This window comes from Xanthomonas massiliensis (assembly GCF_900018785.1).
In the GTDB taxonomy this organism is placed as follows: Bacteria; Pseudomonadota; Gammaproteobacteria; order Xanthomonadales; family Xanthomonadaceae; genus Xanthomonas_B; species Xanthomonas_B massiliensis.
The window spans coordinates 204,910-224,812 of sequence record NZ_FCOY01000007.1; the positions used below are offsets into that span (position 1 = coordinate 204,910).

A 19,903-nucleotide genomic window follows, 5' to 3' on the forward strand; every position below is an offset into this window, starting at 1 on the left:
CATCAGTTGATCCGCGTCCCGATCCGCGACGGATCGAAACTCCCCTTGCAGAACCAGCCCTCGCAGTTCAGCCAGATCAGCATCGCGCGACCCCGCAGGTTGTGGTCGGGCACGAAGCCCCAGAACCGGCTGTCGTCGCTGTCGTCGCGATTGTCGCCCATGACGAAATAGTTGCCGGCCGGCACCGTCCAGTCGCCCTGGCCGGCAGGATTGTTCTGCCCCAGGTACTCCAGGATGGTGTGGCTGCGGCCGGGCAGGTCCTCGGTCAGCAGCGTGGCGCCGTCCATCTTGGCACCGGGCCCCTTGCCGATGTACTGGCCCTTGACCTGGTACTGCAGCGGCTGGCCGTTCAGGTAGACGGTATCGCCGTGGAAGCCGATGTGGTCGCCCGGCAGGCCGATCAGCCGCTTGACGAAGTTCTCGCCCCGGTTCGGGTCCTGCTCCGAGCGGCCCGGGTAGTGGAACACCACCACGTCGCCGCGCTGCGGCTCGCCCAGCGCGATGAACTTGGTGTTGGTCACCGGCAGGCGCAGGCCGTAGGCGAACTTGTTGACCAGGATGAAGTCGCCGATCAGCAGGTTGGGCATCATCGAGCTGGACGGGATCTTGTAGGGCTCGGCGACGAAGCTGCGCAGCACCAGCACGATGGCCAGCACCGGGAAGAACGCGCGCGAGTAGTCCACGATCGCCGGCTCGCGGCCCTCGTCGAGCAGGCCGGCGGCGCGGGCGCGGGCCTTGCGCCAGACCAGCGCGTCGAGCAGCCACACCAGGCCACTGCCCAGGGTCAGCACCACCAGCGCGATTTCAAACCATTTCATGCGGGTTCCTTCGGGATGGGGAGCGGGCCCGGGAAGGCGGGGCGGTCGCGTGCGGAAGCGCTGCGGCTTTCCGACGCCCGACGCCGGCCTCCCGTTTCCGCCTTACTTGTTGTCCACCTGCAGCACGGCGAGAAAGGCCTCCTGGGGGATTTCCACCCGGCCGACCTGCTTCATGCGCTTCTTGCCTTCCTTCTGTTTCTCCAGCAGCTTCTTCTTGCGCGTGATGTCGCCACCATAGCACTTGGCCAGCACGTTCTTGCGCATCGCCTTGACCGTGGAACGGGCGATGATCTGCGAGCCCACCGCGGCCTGGATGGCCACGTCGAACATCTGCCGCGGGATCAGTTCCTTCATCTTCTCGCACAGCTCGCGGCCGCGGCGGTCGGCCTGGTTGCGGTGCACGATCAGGCTCAGCGCATCGACGCGGTCGCCGTTGATCAGGGTGTCCAGGCGCACGAACGGGCCGGCCTGGAAGCGCAGGAAGTGGTAGTCCAGCGAGGCATAGCCGCGACTGACCGACTTGAGCTTGTCGAAGAAGTCCAGCACCACCTCCGCCATCGGCAGCTCGTAGCTGATCTGCACCTGGCTGGCCAGGTACTGGATGCCCAGCTGCACGCCGCGCTTGTCCTCGCACAGCTTGATGATGTTGCCGATGTAGGCCTCGGGGGTGAGGATGTTGGCGCGGATGATCGGCTCGCGCACCTCGGCGACCAGGTTGGCCGCCGGCAGCTTGGCCGGGTTGTCCAGCGACATCACCGTGCCGTCGGTCCTGAGCACCTCGTACACCACGGTGGGCGCGGTGGTGATCAGGTCCAGGTCGTACTCGCGCTCCAGCCGCTCCTGCACGATCTCCATGTGCAGCATGCCGAGGAAGCCGCAGCGGAAGCCGAAGCCCATCGCCTCCGAGCTTTCCGGCTCGAAGCGCAGCGCCGCGTCGTTCAGGCGCAGCTTCTCCAGCGCCTCGCGCAGCGCCGGGTAGTCCTGCGCGTCCACCGGGAACAGGCCGGCGAACACGCGCGGCTGCATCTCCTGGAAACCCGGCAGCGGCGCCGGCGCCGGCGCCGAGGCCAGGGTCAGGGTGTCGCCGACCGGGGCGCCGTGCACGTCCTTGATGCTGGCCGTGACCCAGCCCACCTCGCCGGCGGACAGCTTCGGCAGCACCTTGCGCTTGGGCGTGAACACGCCCACGGCATCGGCCTGGTGCACGCGGCCGGTGGACATCACCAGCAGCTTGTCGCCGGACTTGATCTCGCCCTGCATCACCCGCACCAGCGAGACCACGCCCAGGTAGTTGTCGAACCACGAGTCGATGATCAGCGCCTGCAGCCTGTCGGTATCGCGCGGCACCGGCGGCGGGATGCGCTGGACGATCGCCTCCAGCACCGCCTTCACGTTCTGCCCGGTCTTGGCGCTCACCGGGATCGCATCGGAGGCGTCGATCCCGATCACCGCCTCGATCTCGGCCTTGGCCCGGTCGATGTCGGCGGTGGGCAGGTCGATCTTGTTCAGCACCGGCACCACTTCCAGCCCCTGCTCCACCGCGGTGTAGCAGTTGGCCACCGACTGCGCCTCCACGCCCTGGGCGGCATCGACCACCAGCAGCGCGCCCTCGCAGGCGGCCAGCGAGCGGCTGACCTCGTAGGAGAAGTCCACGTGGCCGGGCGTGTCGATGAAGTTGAGCTGGTAGGTCTGGCCGTCCTCGGCGGTATACGGCAACGACACCGACTGCGCCTTGATGGTGATGCCGCGCTCGCGCTCGATCGGATTGGAGTCGAGCACCTGCGCCTCCATCTCGCGCGCCTCGAGGCCGCCGCAGAGCTGGATGATCCGGTCGGCCAGGGTGGACTTGCCGTGGTCGACGTGGGCGATGATGGAGAAGTTGCGGATGTTCCGCATCGGATCGGCTGGCATGCAGGTGGGCGGCGGCCGCAGCCGTCGTCATGGAAACGACGGATTATCGCATGCGCCGCCGTGCCCGGTGCGGGCCGGCCGGCACCGGGCGGCGGCCACCGCCCGCGCACCGGCCGCGGCAGGCCGGGTCACTCCCCGGCCTTGACCGCCACGAAGCTGGTGGCGCCGCGGAAGCGCACCAGCAGCATCACCACGTCGCCCTTCTTGTAGGGCGCCAGGGCCTGGTTGAGCGCGGCCACGCTGCCGACCCGGGTGCGGCCGACCTGCACGATCACCATGCCCGGCGCCAGCCCGCTCTCCTGGGCGCTGACCCCGTCCACCGCGGTGACGCGCACGCCCTGGCCGGCCTCCAGGCCCAGCTGCGAGCGCTCGGCCGCGCTCAGGTCGGCGACCTGCAGGCCGAGCAGGCGGGCACTGCCGCTGCGCGGGGAAGCCTGCGCCTCGTCGTCGCCGTCGTCGTTGGCGGCTTCGTCGCCGGCGCCTTCCTTGAGCGCGGTCAGGGTCACGGTCACCTCGCGCGGCTTGCCGTCGCGCAGCAGCCCCAGGCGCACCTTGGCGCCGGGCGCCATCGCGCCGATCATCGGCGGCAGCTGGCTGGCGTCGTCGATCTCGGTGCCGTTGACGCTGCGGATCACGTCGCCGACCTCGATGCCGGCCTTGCCCGCGGCGCTGCCGGCGGGGATGTCGCTGACCAGCGCGCCGCGGCTGTCGGGCAGGCCCAGCCCCTGCGCCTTGAGCGAGTCGATCGGGCCGACGATCACCCCGAGCTGGCCGCGGGTGACCTTGCCGGTCTTCTTGATCTGCTCGACCGCGTTCATCGCCAGGTCGATCGGGATCGCGAAGCTGATGCCCATGTAGCCGCCGGAGTTGGAGAAGATCTGCGAATTGATGCCGATCACCTCGCCGCGGGTGTTGAGCAGCGGGCCGCCCGAATTGCCCTGGTTGATCGCCACGTCGGTCTGGATGAACGGCACGTAGCGCTGGTCCTGGCCGCCGGTGCTGCGGCCGGTGGCGCTGATGATGCCGGCGGTGACCGAGTGGTCCAGCCCCAGCGGCGACCCGATCGCCACCGCCCACTGGCCGGGCTTGACCGTGCGCGAATCACCGATGCGCATCACCGGCAGGTCCTTGCCCTCGATCTTGAGCAGGGCCACGTCGTACTCGGTGTCCGAGCCGACCACCTTGGCGTCGAACTCGCGCTTGTCGGCCAGCGCCACGCGCACCCGGTCGGCGCCGTCGATGACGTGGTGGTTGGTCAGCACGTAGCCGTCGGGGGAGATGATGAAGCCGGAGCCGAGCGAACGCCCGCCGCCGCCGCGCGGATTGGGCACCTGCCCGCCGAATCCCGGGAAGTCGTCGCCGAAGATGCGGCGGAAGAACTCGGGCACCTGGTCCTGGTCGGACGGGCCGCTCCCGCGGCGTACCGGCTTGGGCGTGGTGTCGGCGCTGACGCTGACCACGGCCGGGCCGACCGCCTCGACCAGCTGGGTGAAATCGGGCAGGCCGGTGACCAGCTGCGGTGCCGGAGCGGCGGCGGCGCGCGGCGCGGGGGCAGCGGCCGGGGGCGCCGCCTGCTGCGCGCACGCGGCCAGCGGCAGGGTCAGGGCGAGCACGCCGAAGACATGGGAACGGAGACGGTGGTTCATCGGGAGCGGACCTCCGGGAGGAAGCGGGGAACGGACGGGAGGGATGGCGGCCGCGGCGTGGCAGTCAGGGCCGCGGCAGCGGCAGCGGCGCCGGATCGCGCGCGTGGCCGGATGCCGGCTCGCCGGGCGCGGCCAGCGGGCGCGGCTCGAACGGATAGAACGAGCGTGCCTGCGACGCCGGCACGCTGGCGTTGAACATGCCCGACTCGCCGACCGGCGCCAGCGCCGCGCGCGGCCACGGGCGCGCTTGCAGCAGGCCGTTGTGGCCGGCGAAGGGATCGGCCGCGGCCGGGGCGGACTCGGCCACCATGCGCTCGGCCGGCGCCTGCCGGCGTACCGCGGCGGCCTGGCGGCTGCGCGTGGCCGAGGCGACGCGCCGCTGCGCCGCGACCGCGGCGGCCGGCGCGGTCACGGCGCTGGCCACGGCCTCGCCGGCATCGGCCAGGGTGCGCTCGGCGGCCGGCGGCAGCGAGCCGGCGGCATCCACCCGCGGCGCGGCCATGCGCGCGGTGGTGGCGACCACCGGCGTGGCGGTGCCGGCCTCGTCTTCGGAAGGCAGGCGATCGCGCGCCACGAACAGGGCCAGCGCCGCCACCGAGGCGGCCAGCGCACCGCCGCCCCAGCGCAGCCAGCGCGGCAGCCGGCGCGCGGTGTCGCGCGCCGGCGCGTCCGGCTCGACCGCCACCGCCTGCGCCACCCGCGCGGCGAAGCCGGCCGGGGCCGGGGCGCAGGCACGGCCGCGCAGGACCTCCCCGCACAGCTGCCAGCGCTCGTGGCACCCGGCCAGTTCCACGTCGTGCTCCAGCCGCCGCAACAGGAAGCGCGCTTCCTCGGCCGGCAGTTCGCCGTCGATCAGCGCCGACAGTTGCTGGCGGCAGTGGAGTTCGAGCTTGTCGTCGGTAGGCTGGAAGTCTGGCTGGCTCATACGCGTTGCTGCTTCTCACGGGTGGCGCTGTCGGTGCCCAGCAGGGGGCGCAGCTCGGCGTCGATCGCCTCGCGTGCGCGGAAGATGCGCGAGCGCACCGTCCCTACCGGACATTCCATCTTCTGCGCGATTTCCTCGTAGCTCAGGCCCTCCACCTCGCGCAGGGTGATGGCCTGCCGGAGTTCCTCCGGCAATGCATTGACCGCCTTCATCACCGTTTGTTCCACCTGCTGGCGCATCAATTCACGTTCCGGTGTGTCGGTATCGCGCAGGCGGGCGCCGGCGTCGTACTGCTCGGCATCCTCCACGTCGATGTCCTCCAGCGGTGGGCGGCGGTTCTGGGCCATCAAATGGTTCTTGGCGGTGTTCACGGCAATGCGGTGCAACCAGGTATAGAACTGGGCGTCGCCGCGGAAGCTGCCGATCGCGCGATAGGCGCGGAGGAACGCTTCCTGGGCCACGTCCTGGCATTCGCTCCAGTCGGCGATGTAGCGCCCGATCAGGGCGAGGATCCGGTGCTGGTACTTGCGCACCAGCACGTCGAACGCCCCGCTCTCGCCACGCTGCACCCGCCGGACCAGCTCGCTGTCCAGCTCCTGCGATGTCTCGACTCCGGCCATGCTGGGCCGCGCTCCTGTCAGCCCGACCGGGTCGGGCACTGTGACCGTCAATCCGCGAAAAAGTTCATCCGCCCCTGCGGACGGCTTGCCACGACACTAGCCGCTGCGACGTGACGCCGGCGCATGCCGGACGCGCGCGGCGCGGTTGCCGTCCCTAGATCGGGATTTGACGGGACGGAAACAAGCTCGGGATGATAACGGCCTTGTCCATACACATCCGGATGGTTCCTCCATGCTTGCACGCTTCGACGGGCTGCGATTCAGCCATTGGCAACCCGAACTGCGCGAAGACGGACTGATCGTGCTCAGCCTGGACCGGCAGGACGCCCCCGTGAACGCGTTCTCCCAGGACGTGCTGATCGAGCTCGGCCAGATCATCGAGCGGCTGGCGATCGATCCGCCCAAGGGCGTGATCCTGCGCTCGGGCAAGCCGCGGGGCTTCATCGCCGGCGCCGACCTGAAGGAATTCCAGGAATACGACCGCAAGGGCACGGTGGACGACGCGATCCGCCGCGGCCAGGCGACCTTCCAGAAGCTGGCCGAGCTGCCCTGCCCGACGGTGGCGGCGATCCACGGCTTCTGCATGGGCGGCGGCACCGAGATCTCGCTGGCATGCCGCTACCGGGTGGCCAGCGACGATGCCTCCACGCGCATCGGCCTGCCGGAGACCCGCCTGGGCATCTTCCCCGGCTGGGGCGGCAGCGCGCGCCTGCCGCGCCTGGTCGGCGCGCCGGCGGCGATGGACCTGATGCTCACCGGCCGTACCGTCAGCGCCCAGGCCGCGCGGGCGATGGGGCTGGTGGACAAGGTGGCCGCCCCGGCGGTGCTGGTCGACGTCGCCGCGTCGCTGGCGCTGAACGGGACCCAGCGCCCGTTCAAGCAGAAGCTGCTGGCCTGGGCCAGCAACACCTGGCTGGCGCGCCAGATCCTGGCGCCGCAGATGGCCAAGCAGGTCGCGCGCAAGGCGCCCAGGGCGCACTACCCGGCCCCGTACGCGCTGATCGACGTGTGGAAGCGCGCCGGCGGCAAGGGCATCCAGGGCCGGCTCGACGCCGAGCGCCGCGCCGTGGTGCGGTTGGCCGGCACGCCGACCGCGCGCAACCTGATCCGCATCTTCTTCCTCACCGAGCGGCTCAAGGGCCTGGGCGGCAAGGACCACGGCATCCGCCACGTGCACGTGGTCGGCGCCGGGGTGATGGGCGGGGACATCGCCGCCTGGTCGGCCTACAAGGGCTTCGAGGTGACCCTGCAGGACCGCGAGCAGCGCTTCATCGATCCGGCGCTGGCGCGTGCGGGCGAGCTGTTCGCCAAGCGGGTCAGGGACGAGGGCAAGCGCCCGGCGGTGGCCGCGCGCCTGAAGGGCGACCTGGAGGGCGCGGGCGTCGCCGAAGCCGACCTGGTGATCGAGGCGATCATCGAGAACCCGGAGGCCAAGCGCGAGCTGTACCAGGCCCTCGAGCCGAAACTGAAGGCCGATGCGCTGCTGACCACCAACACCTCGTCGATCCCGCTGGACGAACTGCGCGAGCACCTGCAGCGCCCGGCCCAGTTCGCCGGCCTGCACTACTTCAACCCGGTGGCGCAGATGCCGCTGGTGGAGATCGTGCAGCACGACGCGATGGCGCCGGAGACCGGCAAGCGCCTGGCGGCGTTCTGCAAGGCCCTGGACAAGCTGCCGGTGCCGGTGGCCGGCACGCCGGGGTTCCTGGTCAACCGCGTGCTGTTCCCGTACATGCTGGAAGCGGCCACCGCCTACGCCGAGGGCATCCCCGGCGCGGCGATCGACAAGGCCGCGGTGAAGTTCGGCATGCCGATGGGGCCGATCGAGCTGATCGATACCGTCGGCCTGGACGTGGCCGCCGGCGTGGGCAAGGAGCTGGCGCCGTTCCTGGGCCTGCAGATCCCGCAGGCGCTGGCCACGGTGGAGCCGGGCAAGCGCGGCAAGAAGGACGGCCAGGGCCTCTACAAGTGGGAGAACGGCAAGCCGGTCAAGCCGGCGGTGCCGGAGGACTACAAGGCCCCGGAGGACCTGGAGGACCGGCTGGTGCTGCCGCTGCTCAACGAGGCGGTGGCCTGCATGCACGACGGCGTGGTCGCCGACGCCGACCTGCTCGACGCCGGGGTGATCTTCGGCACCGGCTTCGCGCCGTTCCGCGGCGGCCCGATCCAGTACATCCGCAGCGCCGGCGCCGACGCCCTGCTGGACCGGCTCAAGGCGCTGCAGGCCCGCCATGGCGAGCGTTTCGCCCCGCGCCCGGGCTGGGATTCGCCGCAGCTGCGCGCACCGGCGGCCTGAGCCAGGCCATAGCGGTCACGCAAGCAGGACGACGCCGCCTCCGGGCGGCATCTTGCGTTGCGGCAGGCGGCGACCCCGGGGCCGGCGGCCCGCCGCGTGCCAGGCCCGATCAGGGATGGATCGTGCCGTGATGCCCCGGGCGGCCGTCCGCCCCGTGGTCGTGGTCGTGGTCGTGGTCGTCATGATCATGGACAGGGTGGCCCTGTCCATGGGAGCCCTGGCCCGGACCATCGCCGCCGCAGACATCGCCGCCGCATGCCCCCGTCTCCAGCTGCAGGGTCACGTGGTCGATGTCGAAGCGCTCGTGCAGCATGTCGCCCAGGCCGCGGCGCAGGTTCTCCGGATCCACGGCCTCGGCGACCACCACGTGCGCCGTCAGCGCCGGCATGCGCGCGGCCAGCGCCCACACGTGCAGGTCGTGGACATCGCCCACGCCCGGATGGGTGCGCATGGCGCGGCGCACGTCCGCCAGCACGATGCCGTCGGGCACGCCCTCCAGCAGCACGTTCACCGCCGCGCGCAGCAGCACCCAGGTCCGCGGCAGCACCCACAGGCCGATCAGCAGCGCCAGCACCGGATCGATCCACTGCCAGCCGGTCCAGTGGATGAGCAGCGCACCGACGATCACCGCCGCCGAGCCGAGCATGTCGCTCCACACCTCCAGGTAGGCGCCCTTGAGGTTCAGGCTCTCGCCGCTGCCGGCCGCCAGCAGGCGCATGGACACCAGGTTCACGGCCAGGCCCAGCACCGCGATCACCAGCATGCCGCTGGAGGCGATCACCTGCGGATGGCGGAAGCGTTCGGCCGCCTCCCACAGGATGTAGGCGCCGGCGGCGAACAGCAGCGCGCCGTTGACCAGCGCGCCCAGCGCCTCCAGGCGCGCGTAGCCGTAGGTGCGCTGCGCGTCGGGCGGGCGCCGCGACATCCGCACCGCCACCAGCGCGACCACCAGGCCCAGGGTGTCGGTGGCCATGTGCGCGGCATCGGACAGCAGGGCCAGGCTGCCGGTGACGAAGGCACCGGCGATCTCCGCCAGCAGGAACAACGCGGTCAATGCCAGCGCCCACCACAGGGGACGCTCGTGGCGGATGCCGCCGCTCAGGTGATCGTGGTCGTGGCCCATGGCCATCATTCCTCGTGGACGCTTCGGACGCGGGCGCCGTTATAGGCCGGCCGCGCCACGGAGACTATTACACCGGCGACCACGGCAGCGACGGAGGCTGCCCTACAATGCGCCCCCATGCCCACGCCCTCCCTGCCCGCGACGGATACGCCCGACGACACCCGGATCCTGGTCGATGCCTGGCGCCAGGCATTGCAGGACTGCCCGGGTGACGGGCTGCAGCTGCTGGCCGGGCAGGCGCGGCAACCGCTTGAACCGCTGGTCGATGCGTTCTATGCCGTGCTCGACACGGACCCGCGCGCGGCGCGCTTCCTCGCCCACGCCCAGGTCGGCGAGCAGCTCAAGCCGGCCATGCGGCGCTGGATCGGGGAACTGCTGACGGCCACGCCGGCCGGGGTGGCCGGCCTGGTCGCGGCCAACCGCCATATCGGCCGCGTGCACGCGCGCATCGGCGTGCCGGTCGACCTGGTGACGCGCGGCATCCGCGTGCTGCGCCAGCGGCTGGGCGCGCGCATCGGCGCTGTCACGGCCGGCGCCGACGTGCGCCTGCAGGCCATCGCCTGCCTGGATGTCTGCCTGGACATCGCCCTGGAAGGCATGACCTTGGCCTACACCAGCGCCCACGACCGCGCCACCCGCACCGATGCGGCCTACCGCCTGTTCACCCTGGTGCAGAACGCCGCCGCCGAGCGCGAGCGCCAGCGCGCCCTGCTGCTGGACTGGGAGAACGGCCTGCTCTACCGGGTGGCCGGGCAGCAGTCCGGCGACGGGCAGACCCCGCGCCTGTCGGCGTCGGCGTTCGGCCTGTGGTACACGCACAAGGCGATCCCCAGTTTCGGCCAGAGCCCGGAGACCACCCGCATCGAGCACCTGATCGGCGAAGTGGACGGGCAGCTCGACCGCCTGCGCGCCAGCGCCGACGATGCCTCGCGGATGCAGGCCCTGGGCGGCATCCGCGAATGCCTGGGGGCGATCCGCCACCTGCTGGCGATGCTGTTCGAGCGCACCGGCGAACTGGAAGCGGGTTCGGATGCGCTCACCCACCTGCTCAACCGCCGCTTCCTGCCCACGGTGCTGCGCCGGGAGATCGAGCTGGCCGACCAGAAAGGCGGCGGCTTCGCCGTCGCCGTGCTCGACCTGGACCACTTCAAGGCCATCAACGACGGCCATGGCCACGAAGCCGGCGACCGCGCCCTGCAGCTGGTGGCCCACCTGCTCAGCCAGCACACCCGCGGCAGCGACTACGTGTTCCGCATGGGCGGGGAGGAATTCCTGCTGGTGCTGGTGGCGGTCGATGCCGCGCAGGCCTGCGCCATCGCCGAAGGCCTGCGCCACCGGATCGAATCCACGCCGCTGGTGCTGGGCAACGGCACGCAGGTGCCGATCGCGGTGAGCATCGGCGTGGCCAGCTACGAGGGCCACCCGGACTACGAGCAGCTGCTCAGCCGTGCCGATGCGGCCATGTACCAGGCCAAGCGCAGCGGCCGCAACCGCGTGCAACTGGCAGCGCCCGGGCCGGCCGAACCGCACGGGCTGCCCCTGCAAGGCTGACGCCGGCCGGCCCGTCGGCATGGCCGGCGGAGAAATGCCATGGCCGTGGAAAGGATGCGGATATCCGTCGCACGGCACGTGCATGGCGTCGTTGCGCGCAGCGCTGCACGGGCGATGATTCCCGTGGCACATGCGGCGTCCAGCACCGGGCCGCTTCTCCGCAGGGCCGGATATCCAATGCCCTCTTGCCCGCTTGCCCCCGCAGCACGTTCCAGCGCTTCCCCGCGTCGCGCGATGCGGCCGGGCCACGCGCCCCGGCGATCAGCCCGGCCTGGCGCTGCCGCGTGCCGGCCGGCGCACCCGGCCCGAAGCCGTGTTGCCGGCCGCCTTCCGGGAGCCCGTGGCCGGGGCCGTGGCAGCCGGCACGTATACCGGCTCCAGGTAGCGCACCAGCAGCACCACCGCCTCGTGCGTCAGGCGCTCGCGCGCGGCCGCCGGCAGGGTGACCGCGTGGACCACCAGCGCATGCGCGGCCTCCACCGCCACGGTCGCATGCAGCTCGCGCGCGCGTGCCGGCGCGGTCGGCGTGCGCAGCGCGAGCAGGCGATCGATCACCCGCTTGATCTGGTCCAGCAGCGCGACGCCGCGCGGCGTACTGGAACCGCGCACGGCGCGGTACACGTGCTGGAACGCCGGATGCGCCTCGTGGAAGGCCACGATCGCGCGTACCACCCAGTCGATCGCCTGCTGCAGCGGCCATTCGGCGATGCCCTCCTGCTCCTGCCGGCTGAGCAGCTCGTCGATGTCCTCCAGGTAGCGCTGCGCCAGCGCCTCCACCAGGGCCTGCTTGTTGGGGAAGAACCGGTAGAGCACGCCGACCGAGGTACTGGCACGCGCGGCCACCGCGTTGGTGGTGGCGTTGTCCACTCCCACTTCGGCGATCACCCCGGCGGCCGCTTCCAGCAACAGCTGCACGCGGCGATGGCCGCGTGCCTGCACCGGCGCGTGGCGCACGATATCGGCCGCCAGCGGCTCGGGAACGCGTTTGCGAGCGGCCGCACGCGGCGCCCGGACGGGCTTGGAAGGGGACGTCAACGAGGGCCTCGCTATGCGAACGCGGCCGCCGCAGCCGGCGTGCCGTGGCCTTCGATTATGGCATCGCGTACAGGCCTGCCCGCGGTTGACGCCGGCGGCGGATGCCCCTATGGTTCGCCAAAATAGAGCAATTACTCTCATTTAGGGAATGCCGGCCGGCCCGGCCCATCCAGGCGGAGGTTGCATGAGCGAGATACGCGGCAGGACGGTACTGGTCACCGGCGGTGCATCCGGCATAGGCCGATTGATGGGGCGCCGGTTCCTGGAGGAAGGCGCGGCGCGGCTGGTGATCTGGGACGTGCAGCAGGCGGCGATGGACCAGGCGGTGGCCGAGCTGCGCGCCCTGGGCCACGACGTGTCCGGCTACGTGGTCGACCTGGCCGATCCGCAGCGCATCCAGGCCGCGGCACGGGCGATGGAGGCGGACGCGATCGCGGTCGACGTGCTGATCAACAACGCCGGCATCATCGTCGGCAAGCAATTCGTCGAGCACAGCTACGCCGACATCGCGCGCACCCTCGATGTGAACACGCTGGCGCCGATGTACGTGGCGCGCGCGCTGCTGCCGGGCATGCTGGCGCGGCACGGCGGCCACATCGTCAACATCGCCTCGGCCGCCGGGCTGGTCTCCAACCCGAAGATGTCGGTGTACTGCGCCAGCAAATGGGCGGTGATCGGCTGGTCGGACTCGCTGCGCATCGAGATGGAACGGGGCGACACCGGGGTGAAGGTCACCACGGTCATGCCGTATTACATCGACACCGGCATGTTCGCCGGCGTGCGCTCGCCGGTGATCCCGATCCTCAAGCCGGACTACGTGGCCAGCCGGATCGTCGCCGCGGTCCGGTCCGACCGCATCCTGCTGCGCCTGCCGTGGCTGGTGAACCTGGTGCCGCTGCTGCGCGCCCTGCTGCCGGCACGCTGGTTCGACAGGATCGGCGGCGAATGGCTGGGCGTGTACCACTCGATGGACGACTTCAAGGGAAGGCCATGAACACGACCGATACCGGACTGCAGGCCCAGCTGGACACCCTCCGCGCCGGCTTCGCCCGCGGCATACCCGACCTGCACAGCCGCCGGCAGGCGCTGGCCGCGCTGGCACAGGCGCTTCGCGTCCACCAGGACGCGCTGCTGCAGGCCGCCGATGCCGACTTCGGCGGCCGCGCGCATGCCGAGACCCTGCTGCTGGAGCTGTTCACGCTGCACGACCAGATCCGCCACGCCCGCGGCCACCTGCGCCGCTGGATGCGCCGGCGCGCGGTGGGCAGCTCGTGGTTCCTGCGGCCGGCCGGCGCCTTCTACGAATACCAGCCGCTGGGCGTGGCCGGCATCATCGGCGCCTGGAACTACCCGATCCTGCTCACCCTGGGCCCGGCGATCGACGCCATCGCCGCCGGCAACCGGGTCATGCTCAAGCCGTCCGAACTGGCCCCGCGCACCGCCGAGGTGATCGCGCGCATCGTCGGCGACGCCTTCGCGCCGGACCAGGTGGCCTGCGTGAACGGCGACGCGGACGTGGCCGCCGCCTTTTCCGCGCTGCCGTTCGACCACCTGTTCTTCACCGGCTCCACCCGCGTCGGCCACCGGGTGATGGAAGCGGCCGCGCGCAACCTGACCCCGGTCACGCTGGAACTGGGCGGCAAGTCGCCGGCGATCGTCCACGACGGCTATCCGCTGCAGACCGCGGTGGCACGCATCCTGACCGCCAAGCTGCTCAACGCCGGGCAGACCTGCGTGGCGCCGGACTACGTGCTGCTGCCGGCCGGGCGCGAGGCCGAGTTCGAGGCGCTGGCGCGGCGCATGGTGGCCGACATGTATCCGCATCTGGCCGGCAACCCGGACTACACGCACATCGTCAGCGAGCGCCACCGGGCGCGCCTGGTCGGCCTGGCCAACGATGCGCGCGAACGCGGCGCACGCGTGGTGGACCTCGCCCCGGACGCGGCCGCCGCCGACCCGCAGGCGCGGATCGTGCCGCCGACGCTGCTATTCGACACCACCGATGCGATGCAGGTCATGCAGGAGGAGATCTTCGGCCCGCTGCTGCCGGTGGTGTCCTACCGCACCCTGGACGAGGCGCTCGCCTACGTGAACGCCCGTCCGCACCCGCTGGCGCTGTACTACTTCGACGACGACCGCGCCCGCCAGGACGCGGTGCTCGAACGCACCCGCTCCGGCGGCGTGGTGATCAACGACTGCCTGTTCCACCTGGCCCAGCACAACCTGCCCTTCGGCGGCGTGGGGCCGAGCGGCATGGGCCAGTACCACGGCTTCGACGGCTTCGTCACGTTCTCCAAGAAGCGTCCGGTGATGGTGCAGCGGCGCTGGTCCGCCACCTCGCTGCTGCGTGCGCCGTGGGTGCGCCGGCGCTGGCTGATCGACCTGATGCTGCGCATCGCGTCGCGCTGACCGCAGGCGCGTGCATGATCTGCTCATTCGCCGGGCGACGGGCACGTGTTTCGGATACCGGCGCGCGGCCCCCGGGCCGCGTCCTGGCACGACCGCATTTCACGTCCCACCCGCTATGCTTTTCGCAGCTGGTTCGATGACAGGGATGATTCGCAGGTGAGTGGCTCCCGGTGGTGCACGTGTTCGTCCGGCAGGGCCGGGCGCTGGTGGGCGATGCTGGCCTGCATGCCGGTCGCGCTGGCCCTGGCGCAATCGCCCGATCCCGTCGCCCCGCCGCCGGCACTGGACTGGAACCAGGCCCGGCAACGGCTGGAGCAGGTGTCCGATGCGCTGGCCGCCGCCGACGCCTCGGTGCGCAACAAGCAGGACCTGCAGGACGCCACGCGCCTGCTGCGGCTGCCGGAGATCACCGGCGAAGTCCGACGCCTGCAGTTCCAGAAGACCCTGACCCTGCCGCTGGGTTCGCTGGCCCCCATCGCCGAGGAGTTCGGCATCGATTCGCCGCTGGAGTTCACCGAGCGCGACTGGCGCACCCGGCCGGTGGTGACCGCAGTGCTGCCGCTGTACACCGGCGGCGTGATCCCGGCCGCGCAGCGGGCGGCCGGCGCGGCCACCGCGCAGGCCAGTGCCGAGCGCGAGGGCCAGCGCCAGTCGCTGGCCGTGCAGCTGGTGCAGGCCTACTTCGGCCAGCGCCTGGCCGAGCAGGCGGTGAGCGTGCGGCGCGAGGTGCGCGACGGCCTGCAGCGCCACCTGGACGATGCCGTCAAGCTCGAGCGCGAGGGCTTCGCCACCCGCGCCCAGCGCCTGCAGGCCACGGTCGCGCGCGACAAGGCCGAACGCGAATACCAGAAGGCGCTCAACGACCTGGACACGCTCAAGGCGGCGCTGGCCACGCTGCTGCGCAGCGGCGGCGAGGTGCGCCCGCTGTCGCCGCTGTTCGTGTCCCGCACGCCGCCGGGCGACGTGGCCGAGTTCCGCAGGACCGCCCAGGCCCGGCAGCCGCAGATCGCGCGCCTGCACGCCCTGCTCGACCAGGCCGAGCAGGGCGTGCGCGTGCAGCAGGCCAAGTTCAAGCCGCAGATCTACCTGTTCGGCCAGTACGACTTCCGTCGCCGCGACGAGCTGATCGACGATCCGGACTGGGCGTTCGGCATCGGCCTGAAGTACACCTTCCTCTCGCCGAACGCGCGGCCGGCCCAGATCAGCGCGGCCCGGGCCCAGCGCGACCAGGCCGAGGCCGGCCTGCGCGAGGCCGCCAACCAGGTGGCGCTGGGCGTGGACAAGGCCTGGAACGAACTGGAGACCGCCCGCCACCAGTACCTGCTGCTGGGCAGCAGCATCGAGCAGGCACGCGAGAACCTGCGCCTGCAGGAGCTGGCCTTCCGCGAGGGACAGGCCACCTCGCTGGACGTGATCGATGCGCGCCTGTCGCTGGGCGGGGCGCGGGTGGAACGCGCCCAGGCCGCCTACCAGTACGACGTGGCGCTGGCGCAGCTGCTGGAGGTCAGTGGACAGATGGACCGATACGACGACTTCCGCCGCCGTGCCGACGAGGTGATCGACGATGAGTGACTCGCTGCTGCCTTCCCCCGACGCACCACCGGCGAAGACGCGCCGGCTCGGCCTGCTGGTGGCGCTGGTGATGCTGGTGGTGGTCGTGCTGGGCCTGTGGCTGGCCTGGCGGCGCCCGGCCGACCAGCTGCAGGGCATGGCCGATGCCGACACGGTGAACGTCTCGGCCAAGATCAGCGCCCGCGTGGCCGAGCTGAAGGTGCACGAAGGCGACCGCGTGCAGGCCGGGCAGGTGCTGTTCGTGCTCGACAGCCCCGAGGTCGCCGCCAAGGAGGAGCAGGCCCACGGCGCGCTGGAAGCCGCGCGCGCGGTCGCCGACAAGGCCGACGAAGGCGCGCGCAGCGAGGACATCCGCGCCGCCGGGGCCAACTGGAAGCGCGCCGAGGCCGGCGCCACCCTGGCCGAGACCACCTACCGGCGGGTGGAGACCCTGTACGGCGAGGGGGTGATGACCCGGCAGAAGCGCGACGAGGCCCTGGCCCAGGCGCGCAGCTCGCGCGAGCTGGCCAACGCCGCCCGCGCCCAGTACGACGAGGCCCTGGCCGGGGCCCGCGAGCAGGACAAGCGCGCCGCCCAGGCCCAGGTGCGCCAGGCCCGCGGCGCGGTGGACGAAGTCAACGCCGCCCGCGACGAGGTCCACGGCCGCGCGCCGCTGGCCGGCGAGATCAACAAGCGCATGGCCGACGTCGGCGAGCTGGTGCCGGCGGGCTATCCCGTCTTCACCCTGGTGGACATCGACCGCATGTGGGTCTCGGTCAACCTGCGCGAGGACCAGTTGCACGGGCTGAAGGTCGGCAGCCGCCTGGCCGGCACCGTGCCGGCGCTCGACGGCCGCCGCGCTGAGTTCGAGGTGTACTTCATCAACCCGGCCGGCGACTACGCGACCTGGCGCAGTACCCGGCAGTCGTCCGGCTTCGACGTGCGCAGCTTCGAGGTACGGCTGCGCCCGGTACGCGCCATCGAAGGCTTCCGGCCCGGCATGAGCGTGCTGTTGCCATGGCCCCAGGGCTGACCGGCGGCACATCGGCCGGGTTTGCCGCCTCGCTGCGGCGCGAGCTGGTCCACCTGCGCGGCGATGCCGGCGACCTGGGCCTGGTGACCGTGCTGCCCTGGGTGATGGTCGCGGTCATGGCCTGGCTGTTTTCCGGCTCGGTCATGCGCCAGGTGCCGGTCGCCCTGGTCGACCTGGACCGCACCGCCGAGAGCCGCGAGCTGGCGCGGATGATCGATGCCAGCCCCGGCGTGGCCGTGGCCAGCCAGCCGGCCTCGCTGGCCCAGGCGCAGGCGCAACTGCGCGCCCTGCAGGTGTTCGCCGTGGTGCTGGTCCCGCGCGACACCTCGCGCCAGGCGCTGCGCGGTGCGCAGGGCACCGTGTTCGCCTACTACAACGCCAGCTACCTGGCCACCGGGCAGTCGGTCGCGCGCGACATCGCCGATGCGGTGTCGGCCTACAACGCACGCCTGCTGGCCGAGCGCATCGGCCTGCAGGTCGGCCCGGGCAAGCTGCGTGCCGCGCCGATCGCGGTGCAGTCGGACATCCTCTACAACCCTTCGCGCAGCTACGAGCTGTTCCTGGTGCCGCTGATCTTCCCGGCGGTGCTGTCGCTGGCGCTGGCGCTGGCAGTGGCCAGCAGCCTCGGCCGCGAGCTGCGCGACGGCACTGCGGCGGCCTGGCTCGGCACCCGCCCGTGGGCGGCCATCGCCGGCAAGCTGGCGCCCTATGTCGTGCTGTTCTCGCTGTACGGCGCGCTGGGCATGCTGTACCTGGCCTACCTGCGCGGCGACGGCGTGGCCGGCAGCCTGGCGCTGCTGCTGCTCGGCCAGCCGCTGCTGTACCTGGCCAGCGCGGCGCTGTCGCTGTTGTTCGTCGGCGTCACCCGCGACATGGGCACGGCCCTGTCGGCGGTGGGCGTGAGCATCGGCACCGCGCTGGCGTTCTCCGGCGCCACCTTCCCGGTGATCGGCGCGCCGGTGTTCACCCGGGTGTGGAACCTGCTGCTGCCGCTGACCGCCTACATCAAGCTACAGACCCAGCAGCAGTTCGTCGGCGCGCCGTGGACCGCATCGCTGTGGCCGCTGGCCGCGCTGGTGTCGATGATCGGGGTGGCCGGCGGCATCGGCGGCTGGCGGCTGATCGCCGCGGTGCGCGCACCGGCACCGGCGACCGGGACGGCAGGCGCGGCATGAGCCGGATCTGGGCCAGCGCACGCGACACGCTGCGCGCCGTCGCCGGCGACCGCTACGCCATGATCGTGATGGTCGGCGCGGTGGTGCTCTACTCGTTCTTCTACCCGGCCGCGTACCGCTACCAGGTGGCCGGGGACCTGCCGATCCTGGTGGTCGACGAGGACCACAGCGCCACCAGCCGGGCACTGCTGCGCCGCCTGGACGCCCTGCGCGCGGTGCGCATCGTCGGCCAGCCGGCCACGCTGGCGCAGGCCCGCGCCGGCATGCAGGCCGGGCGCGCGGAGGGCATCGTGCTGATCCCGGCGAACCTGGAGCGCGACATCCTGCGCGGCGGTGCCGGCCGCCTGGTGCTGCTGGGCGATGGCGCCTACCTGGGCCGCGCCAGCTGGGTGATGGGCGGCGTGGCCGAGGCGATGACCGCGTTCGCGCGCGAGGCGGCCGTCACCCAGGCTGCCTTCATGGGCGCCCCGCAGGCCGCGCCGGTCATCCTGGTGCAGCGGCCGCTGTTCAATACGCAGGAGGGCTACGGCAGCGCCATCGTGCCCGGGGTGTCGGAACTGATCGTGCACCAGACCCTGCTGATGGGCATCGGCGTGCTGCTGGGCACGCGCCGCCGCGACCTCGGCCGGCGCCTGCATTTCGATCCGCCCGCCCTGCTCGGCATGGCCCTGGCCTTCGTGCTGGTCGGCATGGCCGCGCTGCTCTACTACGTCGGCTTCACCGCCTGGGTACAGGACTACCCGCGCGGCGGCAATCCGCTCGGCCAGCTGCTTGCCGGCACCGTGTTCATCGCCGCCACGACGGCGTTCGGGCTGTTCGTGGGCAGCTTCTTCGCCACCCGCGAGCGCGCCTTCCAGTACATCATCGCCACCTCCATCCCGATGTTCTTCCTGTCCAACCTGTCGTGGCCGGCCGTGACCTCGCCGCCGGCCCTGGTCGCGCTGGCGCGGCTGCTGCCCACCACCTCGGGCATGAACATGATGGTGCGGCTCAACCAGATGGACGCAAGCCTGGGCGAGGTCCGGCACGAGCTGGGTACCCTGCTCGCCCTGGTGGTGCTGTATGGCGGGCTGGCGCTGTGGCGCTACCGCGCCACGTCCGCCGCTCCGGCCGGCGGCAACGGCTAGACACCCGCCCGCCGGCACCGCCAGGCGTGGCCGATGGCCAGCGGAACGATCTGGACCCGTTGCCTGCCCGGCGATGCCTTCTTCCGCGTCTCGTCCACGCTCAAGGCGTGCTCTTCCTGCGCCGTGGTCAGGCTGACGTCGCGGCCGGCCGCCAATGCGATGCCGCCGGCCTCGCTGACCACCGTGGCCGACTGCAGGGTCAGGTCGTTGCCCGCACTCAGTGCCAGGTCCCCGCCGGCCGTGAACGTGCTGCCCTGGACCGTCTCGTCGCTGGCCGTCACCGTCCGCGAATAGCTACCGCCACGTTGGGCCCAGTCCAGCGACGTGCTATCCACCGCCGCCTGGCTGGTGATGTCGCCGCCGGCCTGCACCGCCAGCGCGTCGCCCGCCGAAACCTGCGCCGCGGCCAGGTTGACGTCGTTGCCGGCCTGGACGACCACGTCGCCGGCGCCCTGCACCGTCGTGCCCACCTGGGTGGTGGACGCGGTGCGATAGTGGTTGTCGCCGTGGGTCAGGTCGGTATTGCGGCTGGTAGTCAGCGTGCTCAGGTTGACGTTGCCCGCCGCTGCGATCTGGGTCAGGCCGTTTGCTCCTGCATTGCGGATCTGCGCCCCTTGCAGCGTGATGTCGCCACCCGCCGCGACCGCCAGTGTTCCCAGGCCATCGGGGCTGGTCACATACAA

At 71.7% G+C, this 19,903-nt stretch carries 16 protein-coding genes; 8 read left to right on the top strand and 8 right to left on the bottom strand.

The window, feature by feature from the left end:
• Positions 1-2: 2 nt before the first annotated feature.
• From lepB to rpoE, 5 genes are all read right to left on the bottom strand, one after another.
• Entirely contained in the window at positions 3-818 is an 816-nt protein-coding gene (gene lepB, locus BN3794_RS11070; RefSeq protein WP_066097390.1) for a signal peptidase I, read from the bottom strand.
• A gap of 102 nt (positions 819-920) precedes the next feature.
• Complete coding sequence (lepA, locus tag BN3794_RS11075; protein WP_066097391.1) at positions 921-2,714, bottom strand: translation elongation factor 4; 1,794 nt, start codon at positions 2,712-2,714, stop codon at positions 921-923.
• A 143-nt stretch (positions 2,715-2,857) separates the two neighbouring features.
• On the bottom strand, positions 2,858-4,375 hold the full coding sequence (locus tag BN3794_RS11080) for a DegQ family serine endoprotease (RefSeq protein WP_066097392.1): 1,518 nt from the start codon (positions 4,373-4,375) through the stop codon (positions 2,858-2,860).
• Between the two features lie 64 nt (positions 4,376-4,439).
• Positions 4,440-5,300 carry a sigma-E factor negative regulatory protein gene (locus tag BN3794_RS11085; protein WP_066097393.1) on the bottom strand — a complete coding sequence of 287 codons (861 nt, stop codon included), beginning with the start codon at positions 5,298-5,300 and terminating at the stop codon, positions 4,440-4,442.
• The gene (gene rpoE, locus BN3794_RS11090) at positions 5,297-5,920 is read right to left on the bottom strand and encodes an RNA polymerase sigma factor RpoE (protein WP_066097394.1); all 624 of its coding nucleotides are present in this window, start codon (positions 5,918-5,920) and stop codon (positions 5,297-5,299) included. The genes BN3794_RS11085 and rpoE overlap by 4 nt, the downstream gene beginning before the upstream one ends.
• 232 nt (positions 5,921-6,152) lie before the next feature.
• Here rpoE and BN3794_RS11095 point away from each other — a divergent pair, with 232 nt between their 5' ends.
• Positions 6,153-8,216 carry a 3-hydroxyacyl-CoA dehydrogenase NAD-binding domain-containing protein gene (locus BN3794_RS11095; protein ID WP_066097395.1) on the top strand — a complete coding sequence of 688 codons (2,064 nt, stop codon included), beginning with the start codon at positions 6,153-6,155 and terminating at the stop codon, positions 8,214-8,216.
• A 109-nt stretch (positions 8,217-8,325) separates the two neighbouring features.
• Here the strand turns inward: BN3794_RS11095 and BN3794_RS11100 are convergent, their stop codons facing one another.
• Positions 8,326-9,339: a cation diffusion facilitator family transporter gene (locus BN3794_RS11100; RefSeq protein ID WP_066097396.1), complete on the bottom strand. Its 1,014-nt coding sequence runs from the start codon at positions 9,337-9,339 to the stop codon at positions 8,326-8,328.
• A gap of 117 nt (positions 9,340-9,456) precedes the next feature.
• Here BN3794_RS11100 and BN3794_RS11105 point away from each other — a divergent pair, with 117 nt between their 5' ends.
• Positions 9,457-10,890, top strand: a complete 1,434-nt coding sequence (locus BN3794_RS11105; protein WP_066097397.1) for a GGDEF domain-containing protein — start codon at positions 9,457-9,459, stop codon at positions 10,888-10,890.
• 261 nt (positions 10,891-11,151) lie between these two features.
• Here BN3794_RS11105 and BN3794_RS11110 read toward each other — a convergent pair whose 3' ends face one another.
• Entirely contained in the window at positions 11,152-11,844 is a 693-nt protein-coding gene (locus BN3794_RS11110) for a TetR/AcrR family transcriptional regulator (RefSeq protein ID WP_066097398.1), read from the bottom strand.
• Between the two features lie 265 nt (positions 11,845-12,109).
• Here BN3794_RS11110 and BN3794_RS11115 point away from each other — a divergent pair, with 265 nt between their 5' ends.
• From BN3794_RS11115 to BN3794_RS11140, 6 genes are all read left to right on the top strand, one after another.
• Complete coding sequence (locus BN3794_RS11115; RefSeq protein ID WP_066097399.1) at positions 12,110-12,919, top strand: SDR family oxidoreductase; 810 nt, start codon at positions 12,110-12,112, stop codon at positions 12,917-12,919.
• Positions 12,916-14,334 (top strand): coniferyl aldehyde dehydrogenase, encoded by a 1,419-nt coding sequence (locus tag BN3794_RS11120; protein WP_066097400.1) that lies wholly within the window; start codon positions 12,916-12,918, stop codon positions 14,332-14,334. Before BN3794_RS11115 ends, BN3794_RS11120 begins: the two co-directional genes overlap by 4 nt.
• A gap of 213 nt (positions 14,335-14,547) precedes the next feature.
• Positions 14,548-15,906, top strand: a complete 1,359-nt coding sequence (locus BN3794_RS11125; RefSeq protein ID WP_066097401.1) for a TolC family protein — start codon at positions 14,548-14,550, stop codon at positions 15,904-15,906.
• Positions 15,899-16,918, top strand: coding sequence for an HlyD family secretion protein (locus BN3794_RS11130; RefSeq protein ID WP_066097402.1), 1,020 nt, complete (start codon positions 15,899-15,901; stop codon positions 16,916-16,918). Before BN3794_RS11125 ends, BN3794_RS11130 begins: the two co-directional genes overlap by 8 nt.
• Entirely contained in the window at positions 16,903-18,093 is a 1,191-nt protein-coding gene (locus tag BN3794_RS11135; protein ID WP_066097403.1) for an ABC transporter permease, read from the top strand. The genes BN3794_RS11130 and BN3794_RS11135 overlap by 16 nt, the downstream gene beginning before the upstream one ends.
• Positions 18,090-19,220 carry an ABC transporter permease gene (locus BN3794_RS11140; RefSeq protein ID WP_066097404.1) on the top strand — a complete coding sequence of 377 codons (1,131 nt, stop codon included), beginning with the start codon at positions 18,090-18,092 and terminating at the stop codon, positions 19,218-19,220. Before BN3794_RS11135 ends, BN3794_RS11140 begins: the two co-directional genes overlap by 4 nt.
• Here BN3794_RS11140 and BN3794_RS11145 read toward each other — a convergent pair.
• Positions 19,217-19,897: a hemagglutinin repeat-containing protein gene (locus BN3794_RS11145; protein WP_160330915.1), complete on the bottom strand. Its 681-nt coding sequence runs from the start codon at positions 19,895-19,897 to the stop codon at positions 19,217-19,219. The two genes, BN3794_RS11140 and BN3794_RS11145, sit on opposite strands and share 4 nt — an antisense overlap.
• Between the last annotated feature and the right edge of the window lie 6 nt (positions 19,898-19,903).

Coding starts and splice junctions, on each gene's coding strand:
- BN3794_RS11085 (WP_066097393.1), bottom strand. CDS start 5,300: ATGAGCCAGCCAGACTTCCAGCCTACCGACGACAAGCTCGAACTCCAC.
- lepB (WP_066097390.1), bottom strand. CDS start 818: ATGAAATGGTTTGAAATCGCGCTGGTGGTGCTGACCCTGGGCAGTGGC.
- BN3794_RS11125 (WP_066097401.1), top strand. CDS start 14,548: ATGCTGGCCTGCATGCCGGTCGCGCTGGCCCTGGCGCAATCGCCCGAT.
- BN3794_RS11095 (WP_066097395.1), top strand. CDS start 6,153: ATGCTTGCACGCTTCGACGGGCTGCGATTCAGCCATTGGCAACCCGAA.
- BN3794_RS11115 (WP_066097399.1), top strand. CDS start 12,110: ATGAGCGAGATACGCGGCAGGACGGTACTGGTCACCGGCGGTGCATCC.
- lepA (WP_066097391.1), bottom strand. CDS start 2,714: ATGCGGAACATCCGCAACTTCTCCATCATCGCCCACGTCGACCACGGC.
- BN3794_RS11100 (WP_066097396.1), bottom strand. CDS start 9,339: ATGGGCCACGACCACGATCACCTGAGCGGCGGCATCCGCCACGAGCGT.
- BN3794_RS11120 (WP_066097400.1), top strand. CDS start 12,916: ATGAACACGACCGATACCGGACTGCAGGCCCAGCTGGACACCCTCCGC.
- BN3794_RS11135 (WP_066097403.1), top strand. CDS start 16,903: ATGGCCCCAGGGCTGACCGGCGGCACATCGGCCGGGTTTGCCGCCTCG.
- BN3794_RS11080 (WP_066097392.1), bottom strand. CDS start 4,375: ATGAACCACCGTCTCCGTTCCCATGTCTTCGGCGTGCTCGCCCTGACC.
- rpoE (WP_066097394.1), bottom strand. CDS start 5,920: ATGGCCGGAGTCGAGACATCGCAGGAGCTGGACAGCGAGCTGGTCCGG.
- BN3794_RS11140 (WP_066097404.1), top strand. CDS start 18,090: ATGAGCCGGATCTGGGCCAGCGCACGCGACACGCTGCGCGCCGTCGCC.
- BN3794_RS11105 (WP_066097397.1), top strand. CDS start 9,457: ATGCCCACGCCCTCCCTGCCCGCGACGGATACGCCCGACGACACCCGG.
- BN3794_RS11130 (WP_066097402.1), top strand. CDS start 15,899: ATGAGTGACTCGCTGCTGCCTTCCCCCGACGCACCACCGGCGAAGACG.